This window comes from Advenella sp., assembly GCF_052108595.1.
Classification (GTDB): Bacteria; Pseudomonadota; Gammaproteobacteria; order Burkholderiales; family Burkholderiaceae_B; genus Advenella.
The window spans coordinates 1-9873 of record NZ_JBQEAU010000135.1; the positions used below are offsets into that span (position 1 = coordinate 1).

Below are 9873 nucleotides of genomic sequence, written 5' to 3' on the forward strand. Positions count from 1 at the left end.
AGTTTGAAAACTGGCTGCCCCGCGAAGAGTAAACAGATTTAGATAAATATGATCCGCCGGTTCAGCCGGCCAAGAGTTGGAGAGTAAAGAATGGCTACACGAATGTCGTCACGCAGAAGCGGCCAGAAGTTCATTGCACGAAACCGCGCTCCGCGTGTGCAGATCGAATATGACGTTGAAATCTATGGTGCCGAAAGAACCATTCAGTTGCCATTTGTCATGGGTGTCATGGCTGATCTTGCCGGTAAATCCGAAGTGCCGCAGGCCGATATCAACGACCGAAAATTCCTTGAAGTAGATATTGATAATTTCGATGAGCGCATGAAGGCCATCAAGCCGCGCGTGGCATTTCAGGTGCCCAATACCCTGACCGGCGACGGTGTGCTCAGTGTGGATATGAGCTTTGACAGCATCGACGATTTTTCACCGGCACAGGTGGCGCGCAAGGTGGATGCGCTTAATGAACTGCTGCAGGCGCGTACTGAACTGGCCAATCTGCTGACCTACATGGACGGCAAGACCGGCGCAGAAGAACTCATCAGCAAGGTACTGAAGAACCCGGCCCTGATGAAAACGCTGGCTGCTGCGCCGAACAAGGATACATCTGCCCCCGAGGCCGACAAGCCTGCACCCGACGCAGACGATACCAGCAAGTAACAGGAAGAGTTAAATGAGCACGAGCGTACAGAAAGAAGCGGCACAGTTGGAAGGACTGCAGTCCGATGGTCTCGCTTCATTACTGAAAAAAGAATTCAAGCCCAAGACCGACCAGGCCCGTGAAGCGGTAGAGAATGCGGTGCGCACGTTGGCCGAACAGGCGCTGACCAACACGGTCACCATGTCTTCCGATGCCTATTCGACCATCCAGGCGATTATTGCGGAGATTGATCACAAACTGTCCGAGCAGATCAACCTGATCATGCACAATGACGAGTTCCAGAAACTTGAAGGCGCCTGGCGCGGCCTGCATTACCTGGTCAACACTTCCGAAACGGACGAGTTGTTGAAAATCCGCGTGATGTGCATCACCAAGAGGGAACTGGGTCGCACCCTCAAACGCTATAAGGGCGTCGGCTGGGACCAGAGCCCGATTTTCAAGCGTGTTTACGAAGAAGAGTATGGTCAGTTTGGCGGTGAGCCCATCGGATGCATTGTGGGCGACTATCATTTTGATCACAGCCCGCCAGACGTTGAACTGCTGGGTGAAATGGCGCGCATTTCTTCGGCTGCCCACTGCCCATTCATTTCCGGTGCATCGCCAGAAGTCATGCAGATGGATTCCTGGCAGGAACTGGCCAACCCGCGGGACCTGACCAAAATCTTTACAAACTCCGAATATGCCGCCTGGCGCAGTTTGCGCGAGTCAGAAGACTCACGCTATATCGGCCTGGCAATGCCGCGCTTTCTGGCGCGTTTACCTTACGGCTCGCGCACCAATCCGGTGGACGAATTCGATTTTGAAGAGGACACTGACGGCGCCACGCATGAGCGCTATACCTGGGCCAATTCGGCCTACGCCATGGCTTCCAACATCAACCGCTCCTTCAAGGAATACGGCTGGTGCACCTCTATTCGTGGCGTCGAGTCCGGCGGCGCAGTCGAAGACCTGCCTTGCCACACCTTCCCCACCGACGATGGCGGCGTCGATATGAAATGCCCCACGGAAATCGCTATTAGCGACCGTCGTGAGGCCGAGCTGGCCAAAAACGGCTTCATGCCGCTGGTTCATCGCAAGAACTCCGACTTTGCCGCCTTCATCGGTGCGCAGTCGCTGCAAAAGCCACATGAATATAACGACCCGGATGCCACAGCCAATGCCCGGTTGTCGGCCCGCCTGCCATATCTGTTTGCATGCTGCCGCTTTGCGCATTATCTCAAGTGTATTGTGCGCGACAAAATCGGTTCGTTCCGTGAACGTGACGATATGGAACGCTGGCTCAATGACTGGATCATGAATTATGTCGATGGTGATCCGGCCAACTCGTCGCAGGAAACAAAGGCGCGCAAGCCACTGGCCGCCGCCGAGGTCCAGGTTACGGAGATCGAAGACAACCCGGGCTATTACGCTGCCAAGTTCTTCCTGCGTCCGCATTATCAACTCGAAGGCCTGACGGTGTCGCTGCGTCTTGTATCCAAACTGCCGTCGCTCAAACAGAACGATAGCTGATTGCTCCAGAACAATGCTGCCCTTACACAGGGCAGTGACGATTGGCCGGCGCATCGAAGCGATGTGTCGGACAAAACCGGATATCCAGCGGTCGGGGATATCTACAGTTGTAAGTAGTATGTGAAGCAATGACAGGCCGAAGTGGCCTGATCGCAAATCAAATTAATTAGCTCACTAGGAGAAAATTGTGGCTGTTGATATGTTTATGAAAATTGAAGGTGCAAACGGCGAATCCAAGGATTCCAACCACAAGGACTGGAGCGACATCCAGTCTTTCGCATGGGGTGCAACACAACCCGGTTCCATGGCTACCGGCGGTGGCGGTGGTACTGGTAAAGCCAGCTTTAACGACCTGAACGTTGTTGCCCGCGTTGACCGGGCTGCACCAGCAGTGATGAAACACTGCTCTACCGGTAAACACCTGAGCAGGGTTGAAGTATCCGTGTGCAAGGCCGGTGGCACACAGGTGGAATACTCCAAAATTACGCTGGAAGACGTTCTGGTGACTTCTGTTCAATACACAGGCGCGCACGACGGTGATGCCATGATGGTTAGCTATGCTTTCCAGGCTGCCAAAGTCAAGCAGCAGTATTGGGAGCAAACAGAGCAGGGCGGCAAAGGTGCTGAATCTATTATTGCCTATGACGTCAAACAAAACAAAATCGTCGGTTAATCGGCTTTTGTCGCGTTGACAGCAAGGGAGCTTTTTTTCAGGCTCCACAGGAGCTAACAGGTATGCCCCGTTGGGTATCTGTTAGCTCATTGCATTTTTTATTACGGAATGGATATGACAGGCATCGTAAAGGCACTGGATGGCAAGAGCGTTGATGAACAGCTCGATCAGGTGAAGGCACAGATAAGAAAAAAACCGGCTGACGCCGATCTGCGTGCCCGGCTGTTCCAGTTGCTGGCCGTCAAGGGGTTGTGGGACAAGGCATTTGAGCAATTAAAACTGAGCTCTGAAATGAATGCCCAGGCCCAGCCCGTTGCCGTGCTCTATACCGGCGCCATTACGGCGGAGCAGGAGCGCGAAGCCGTTTTTCGTGGCGAGAAAACGCCGGCGGTATTCGAGCAGCCACCCGAGTGGATGGCCATGTTGCTTGAGGCATTGCGCAGTGACGGCGAGACCGCGCACACCTTGCGGGAGCAGGCGCTGGAAGTGGCGCCGGCTGTGTCGGGCACGGTCGTGGTCAATGGGCAGGAGCAGGGGCAGGCATTTGACTGGCTGTGTGACGGCGACAGTCGCCTTGGCCCGGTGTGCGAGGTTATTGCCAATGGCCGCTATGGCTGGGTTCCCATGGATATGATCCAGTCGTTGCGTCTGATCCAGCCGGAAGGCCTGACCGATCTGATCTGGGTCCAGGCCGAAATCACGCTTGTGAGCGGCCGTTCGCAGATCGGCCTGATCCCGGCGCGTTATCCGGCGCCTGCCGATAAAAATTATGCCGATCTGGACGATGCCAGCAATCTGTCGCGCCGTACAGACTGGCAGCAGATCAGCCAGGACATCTATTTCGGAACCGGACAGAAAATGTGGATGACCGATGCGGGCGAGTATGCGTTGTTGGATATGCGCAGCGTCACGTTTCATCATGGGCAGTTGAACTGATCCGCCTGCCTGTATCGGAAACAGAAATAGAACAAAAGCAAGATAGTCACAGGTGTGTCGTATATGGATATGGAAGACATTTCAGGTAAACGGACGGCATTCGGCATGCGCGAGCGTCGCGCTGCCAAGGACCGTTTGCAGCCGGCATTGCTGGATCGCCTCACGGACAACGAACCGCTGAAAAAAAAGGAAAGCCGTGACAGCGTCATGATCACTTACGATACGCTGCGCCATGCCGTACTGCGGGACCTGCGCTGGGTGCTGAACACGGTCAATATTGAAACCGTAGATGACCTGGATGCCTTTCCCCAGGTGCGTCATTCAACTGTCAATTTCGGCGTCGAAGCGCTGGCCGGCAGGCGCATGTCCGAGATCGACTGGGTTGATATGGAGCAGTCCATCAAGACGGCCATTATTCATTTCGAACCGCGTATTCTGGCCGACTCGCTGGAAGTGGCCTGTGTCAGCGAAGTGACCTCGCTGGAGCATCATAATGTGCTCAGCCTGGAGATCCGCGGCAAACTTTGGTGTAATCCCTATCCGCGCGAGTTTCTGTTCCGTACCGACATTGATCTGGAAAGCGGCCATATGGATCTGCAGGAACAGGGGACTGTCTGATGGAACAGCGTTTCCTGGATTATTACAATCGTGAACTTGCCTACATTCGGGAGATGGGCAAGGAGTTCGCCGATCATTATCCCAAGATAGCAGGTCGCCTGGGGATGAATGGCATCGAGGTGGCAGACCCGTATGTCGAACGCCTGCTTGAAGGCTTCAGTTTCCTGACTGCGCGCATCCACATGAAAATGGATGCCGAGTTTCCGCAGTTTTCCCAGCGTTTGCTCGAAGTGGTTTATCCGAATTATCTGGCGCCGACCCCATCCATGGCCGTGGTGCAGGTTTCTCCCAGCATGAACGAGGGCAGCCTGGCTAAGGGCTTTACCCTGCCCAAGGGGACGGTCATGCGTGGCCGTATTCCCAAGACGGAACAGACACCCTGCGAATTTGTGACCGGTCACGCACTGACCCTGTGGCCATTGCAGGTGACGAGCGCCGAGCTCTCGGGCGTTCCGCCCGATCTGCCCTTGAAGCGGATGAATCTGAACAACCGGAACCAGCCTGTGCGCAGCTCGCTGCGAATTCGGCTGGAAATCAAGGGCGGCGTCAAGTTGCACGAATTCAAGCTGGATCAGTTGGTATTTCATTTGAATGGTCAGGACATTCACATGCAGCGCTTGCTCGAACTCATCATGGGGCATACCATTACGGTGCTGTGCCATGATGCTGAAAAGCCGGTCAAGTGGATCAACCGCATCAATGTCAATGACCTGCGTCATGAAGGGTTCGAGAGCGACCAAGCGCTGCTGCCTGCCGAGGCCCGGATCTTTCAGGGCTATCGCATTATTCAGGAGTACTTTGCCTTTCCTACTCGCTTCATGTTCTTCAGCGTCAACAATATGCAAAAGGCGCTCAAGCTGCCGGCTGCCATCGCTGCGGGCAGCGCCAACGCAGCGGGTGGCCAGGAAAGCCGCTGCTTTGAGCTGACATTCCTGTTTGACAAGGACATGCCCGAGCTGGAAGGCAATGTGACCGCAGAGAATCTGGCGCTGCACTGCACGCCGGTCGTTAACCTGTTTCCAAAAAAAGCCGACCGGATTACGATTTCGCCCAACACCCACGAATATCATCTGGTGGTCGATCGTACACGACCGCTGGACTTCGAGGTTTACAACACGACACGGGTAGCGGGCTACTCGAATGTATCGGACCTGACAGAGAAAGAATTTCGACCCTTTTTCGGGTCGCTGGGCAGCGATACCGACGATTATGGCGCTTACTACTCCATGCGACGTGAACCCCGTCTGCTGTCTGACACCGCGGCGCGCAATGGCGCGCGTACCGGTTATATCGGTAGCGAGGTCTTTCTTTCGCTTGTGGACAAACACCAGGCACCGTTTTCGGAGGATTTGCGGCACCTGAGTATGGATGTGCTGTGTACCAATCGCGATTTGCCCATGCTGATGCCGATTGGGCAGAAGAACGATCTGGCGTTGCGTGTGTCGGCGCCCATCGAGGGCATCAAGATCCTGCGGGGACCATCGCGCCCCCGGCCCGCACTGGCCCAGGGCGCCTATGCTTGGCATCTGATCAGCCATCTGGGCCTCAATTATCTGAGCCTGATTGATTTGGATACAGAAAAAGGCGCACAAACCCTGCGTGAGATGTTAAAAATATATGCAAATATCGCCGATCCGGCCATTGCCAAGCAGATTAATGGCGTTCGGCATGTACGGGTAGAGGCCGTGCATCATCGGTTACCCGTACCAGGCCCCATCGTGTTTGGCAGGGGTGCGCGAATTCATCTGGAAGTGGATGAAGGGGCATTTTCCGGTGTCAGTCCCTATTTGTTCGGAGCCGTGCTCGAGCAGTTTTTTGCCCGGCATGTCTCCATCAATATGATGTCCGAGCTCGTGCTGTCTACCATGCAGCACGGCGAACTGGCCCGCTGGAAGCCTCGTATGGGCGCCCGGCCAGCCGTCTGAATCGCTGTATGTTGACGATCAACCGCCAAAGGAACAAAAATGTCTTCAGTTGCCCAGCCTAAAACCTACCCCGTCTACGATCCGGTACATCTGATCGGCGTTGTGAAAACGCAGGATGAGCAGGAGTTTGTTGTTGAATGCGACGGTCATGAATGGGTCTGCCGTCGCGCTGCCAGTTGCCTGTTGCAGCCCCAGGTGGGTGACACAGTGCTTATCAGCGGCCCGGAACGGGAGCGCGTATACCTGATTGCGGTGATCGAACAGGCACAGCAGAACGAATCCACGGTCAGTGTGCCGGGCAAGCTCAATATCTCTGCCGACTCGGTCAATATCCACAGTGCTGCTGCCATGCAATTGCGCGGTGGCACTGCGCTGGATATCAATACCGCGCAATTGAAGCTGAGTGCGGAAAAAGGCCAGTGTGTCATCGACGAGATGCAATATGTCGGTCGTGAACTGAAAACCACGGTTGGCATGATGCGGGTCATCGGCAAGGTTTACGAGTCGATCATGGACCGTCTGTCATTCATGAGCCGCACATCGTTCAAACTGACTGAAGAGGTTGAACACCTGCGGGCTGGCACCATCGATTATCAGGCTGAACAATCTGCCCGCCTGCATTCCAAATACACCATGGTCACAGCCAAGGACCTGGTCAAGGTCGATGGCAAACAGATCCATATGGGGTGATCCGGGGCGCGTGCCAATGGCCGCACCCGTTGTCGCTCGATCGCCTCAATGGGCACCAGAGGCAGCGCCCGGCTTGGCCATGAACGGCGGTCTGGTCAGCCAGACCAGTCCGACCAGCAGCACAAACAGCCAGCCCAGTCCCCAGAAGACTTCATTGAATGATATCTGCAATGCCTGCTGATTAATCAGGTTATTGATGTTATAGGCGGCAATCTCGGTGGTTTCTCCATACTGCTTCAATGCTTCTACCGCTGTCGGATTATAGACATTGATATTTTCGCTTAGCTGGGCATGATGAATAACAGCGCGATGGTCCCACAGGAATGTGGTAATCGACGCCGAGAAACTGCCTCCCAGCACTCGCAAGAAGGCCGCCAGGCCGGAGCCAGCAGCGATCTCATCGGGGCGCAGATCAGACAGCAGAATGGTTAGCACCGGCATGAAGAAAAACGCCACACCCAGGCCCAGTACCAGCTGGGTCATGGCAATATGCATGTAATCCAGATCGGTGGTGAAGTCGGCGCGCCAGAACGAGGTGAACGACATCACAACGAACGACAGGGATGCCAGCACACGCAGATCAATACGATTGGCATATTTGCCCACGATTGGCGCCAGAAAGACCGGCAGGATACCGATAGGCGCAGACACAATTCCCGACCACATCGAGTCATAGTTCAGGGTGCGCTGCAACCACAAGGGGATCAGCAAGCTGATGGCAAAGAAGGCGGAGTAGCCGAAAATAAGGGCAATGGTGCCGAACGCGAAATTGCGATGCCGAAAGAGCGTCAGATTCACAATGGGATTGGGGTGAGTCAGCTCCCAGATCAGGAATGCAATCGTGCCGATAACCGCCACGATCGTCAGTATCACGATAAAGTCCGAGCCGAACCAGTCTTTCTCATTACCCAGGTCCAATACCACTTGCAGCGAACCCACCGCCACAATCAGCAGAATCAGACCCATATAGTCCACGCCGGATTTAATGATCGAAACCGGACGGGCTCGCATCTGGATAAAGACAATAAAGCTGGCAAACAGGCCCACCGGAATATTGATAAAGAAAATCCATTCCCACGAGTAACTGCTGGTAATCCAGCCGCCCAGGATGGGACCGGCGACGGGCGCCACCACCGTGACCATGGATAGGATGGACAGCGCCATGCCGCGTCGCGCCGCAGGATAAATGGAAATCAGCAGGCTTTGCGTGATCGGATACATCGGGCCTGCCACTGCACCCTGCAAGGCGCGAAAAGCAATCAGCTCCGTCATATTGGTAGAGATGCCGCAAAGAAACGACGTAATCACAAACAGGACAGTGCAGATATTGAACAGGCGCACTTCACCGAAGCGCCGGCTCAGAAAGCCGGTCAGTGGCAAGGTGATGGCGTTGCTCACGGCAAACGAGGTAATGATCCAGGTGCTCTGGGACGAACTGACGCCAAGGTTGCCGGCAATGGTTGGCAACGACACATTGGCGATCGTGGTGTCGAGCACCTGCATGAAGGTGGCAAGACATAGACCCAGGGTTGTCAGCCACAAGCTGGCCGGGGCGAACGGTTGCGTGGGCGTGCCGGGCGGCACCGTCCTGGATTTTTCGTTACTCATCGGCGCTTGTATTATCGGGAACGTTGGTCGCCAGGTTCTGTTGCACAATGTCTGATATCAACCGATCCGCCGCAGCCACCTGCTGATCGTAAATCGTGGTCAACAGCTTGCTGTTTGGATTGATACCGCTGGCAAGCACTGCCCCCTCGGTGTTGTGCAGATCGGCTTGAACAAACATGGACATGCCAATGCGCAGCGGGTGTTTTTCCAGTTGCTCAGGTTTGGCAAACTCCACGCGCACCGGGATCCGTTGCACGATTTTGATCCAATTGCCGGTGGCGTTCTGGGCCGGCAACAGAGCAAAGGCGCTGCCCGTGCCAATGCCCAGGCTGCTGATCACGCCGTCATAGACCACATCGTCGCCGTAAAGATCGGAGGTAATGCTTACCGGCTGGCCGATACGCATGTCTTTCATTTGTGTTTCTTTGAAGTTGGCGTAAATCCATGCGTTTTTCAGCGGAACCACGGCCATCATGGCACTGCCTGCGGCCACGCGCTGGCCGACCTGCGCCGCACGCTTGGCGACATAGCCATCGGCTGGGGCCGTGATCGTGCTGCGCACATAGGTCAGATAGGCGGCTTTCAATTTGGACTCGGCAACCAGAATATCGGGATGCTGGTTGATCAGCGTGCCGGCCACGAGCGCGTTGCTCACCTCGGCGTTCTGCTCGGATGCCGTCAATTGGCTGCGCGTTGCTTCAAGCTGGCTGATAGCAGACTGGTACTGGCTTTGTGCCTGCAGAAACACGTCTCTGGCATGTGCGCTTTCCTCTTCGGAAATGGCGCCGGACTTGACCAGCTTCTGTCTGCGACTGTAGTCGGCCTTTGCCTTGTCCAGTGCCGTTTTGGCTCCCTTGACTGCAGATTCCTGAGCCTGCACCAATGCCTGCTGCGCGCCCGACGTGGCCTTGGCGCCGCTGGCCTGGCTGTACAGGCTGCGCACTTGCCTTACGGTTTTGGCCAACGTGGCCTTGGCCTGGTTCAAGGCAACTTCTGCCTCGGTCTGATCCAGGCGGATCAACGTATCACCGGCATGTACAAAGTCGCCATCGTCAGCAAAAATGCCCACCACGGTGCCTTCAACCTGCGGCGTGATCTGAATGATATTGCCCTGCACATAGGCGTCGTCGGTGCTTTCATACCAGCGGCCGTTCAGGTAATACATGACACCCGCAATAATGGCGATGATCACAATGGCCAGGAACAACAGCTTGAACAGAAAACCGCGTTTGTTGCCGGCAGGCTTCTTCTTGTGT

The 9873-nt window shown here is 55.3% G+C and carries 9 protein-coding genes; 7 read left to right on the forward strand and 2 right to left on the reverse strand.

Annotation, left to right across the window (positions count from 1 at the left end; genetic code table 11):
- Positions 1–90: 90 nt before the first annotated feature.
- The 7 genes from tssB (at position 91) to ACTIKR_RS18440 (ending at position 7009) form a co-directional block, all read left to right on the forward strand.
- Positions 91–657, forward strand: a complete 567-nt coding sequence (tssB, locus tag ACTIKR_RS18410; protein WP_226817172.1) for a type VI secretion system contractile sheath small subunit — start codon at positions 91–93, stop codon at positions 655–657.
- A gap of 13 nt (positions 658–670) precedes the next feature.
- Complete coding sequence (gene tssC, locus ACTIKR_RS18415) at positions 671–2167, forward strand: type VI secretion system contractile sheath large subunit (protein WP_193089833.1); 1497 nt, start codon at positions 671–673, stop codon at positions 2165–2167.
- A 187-nt stretch (positions 2168–2354) separates the two neighbouring features.
- A complete protein-coding gene (locus ACTIKR_RS18420; RefSeq protein ID WP_193089832.1) occupies positions 2355–2840 on the forward strand; it encodes an Hcp family type VI secretion system effector in 486 nt (161 codons plus the stop codon).
- A gap of 114 nt (positions 2841–2954) precedes the next feature.
- Positions 2955–3776, forward strand: a complete 822-nt coding sequence (locus tag ACTIKR_RS18425; protein ID WP_442328629.1) for a type VI secretion system accessory protein TagJ — start codon at positions 2955–2957, stop codon at positions 3774–3776.
- A 63-nt stretch (positions 3777–3839) separates the two neighbouring features.
- Positions 3840–4394 carry a type VI secretion system baseplate subunit TssE gene (gene tssE, locus ACTIKR_RS18430; protein WP_226817170.1) on the forward strand — a complete coding sequence of 185 codons (555 nt, stop codon included), beginning with the start codon at positions 3840–3842 and terminating at the stop codon, positions 4392–4394.
- Entirely contained in the window at positions 4394–6319 is a 1926-nt protein-coding gene (tssF, locus tag ACTIKR_RS18435; RefSeq protein ID WP_193089830.1) for a type VI secretion system baseplate subunit TssF, read from the forward strand. Before tssE ends, tssF begins: the two co-directional genes overlap by 1 nt.
- 39 nt (positions 6320–6358) lie before the next feature.
- Positions 6359–7009, forward strand: coding sequence for a DUF3540 domain-containing protein (locus tag ACTIKR_RS18440; RefSeq protein WP_442328630.1), 651 nt, complete (start codon positions 6359–6361; stop codon positions 7007–7009).
- 45 nt (positions 7010–7054) lie between these two features.
- Here the strand turns inward: ACTIKR_RS18440 and ACTIKR_RS18445 are convergent, their stop codons facing one another.
- Complete coding sequence (locus ACTIKR_RS18445) at positions 7055–8617, reverse strand: DHA2 family efflux MFS transporter permease subunit (protein WP_226817168.1); 1563 nt, start codon at positions 8615–8617, stop codon at positions 7055–7057.
- Positions 8610–9873 (reverse strand): efflux RND transporter periplasmic adaptor subunit (locus ACTIKR_RS18450; protein WP_442328631.1); only part of this gene is annotated, 1264 nt, incomplete at its 5' end. The genes ACTIKR_RS18445 and ACTIKR_RS18450, both read right to left, overlap by 8 nt.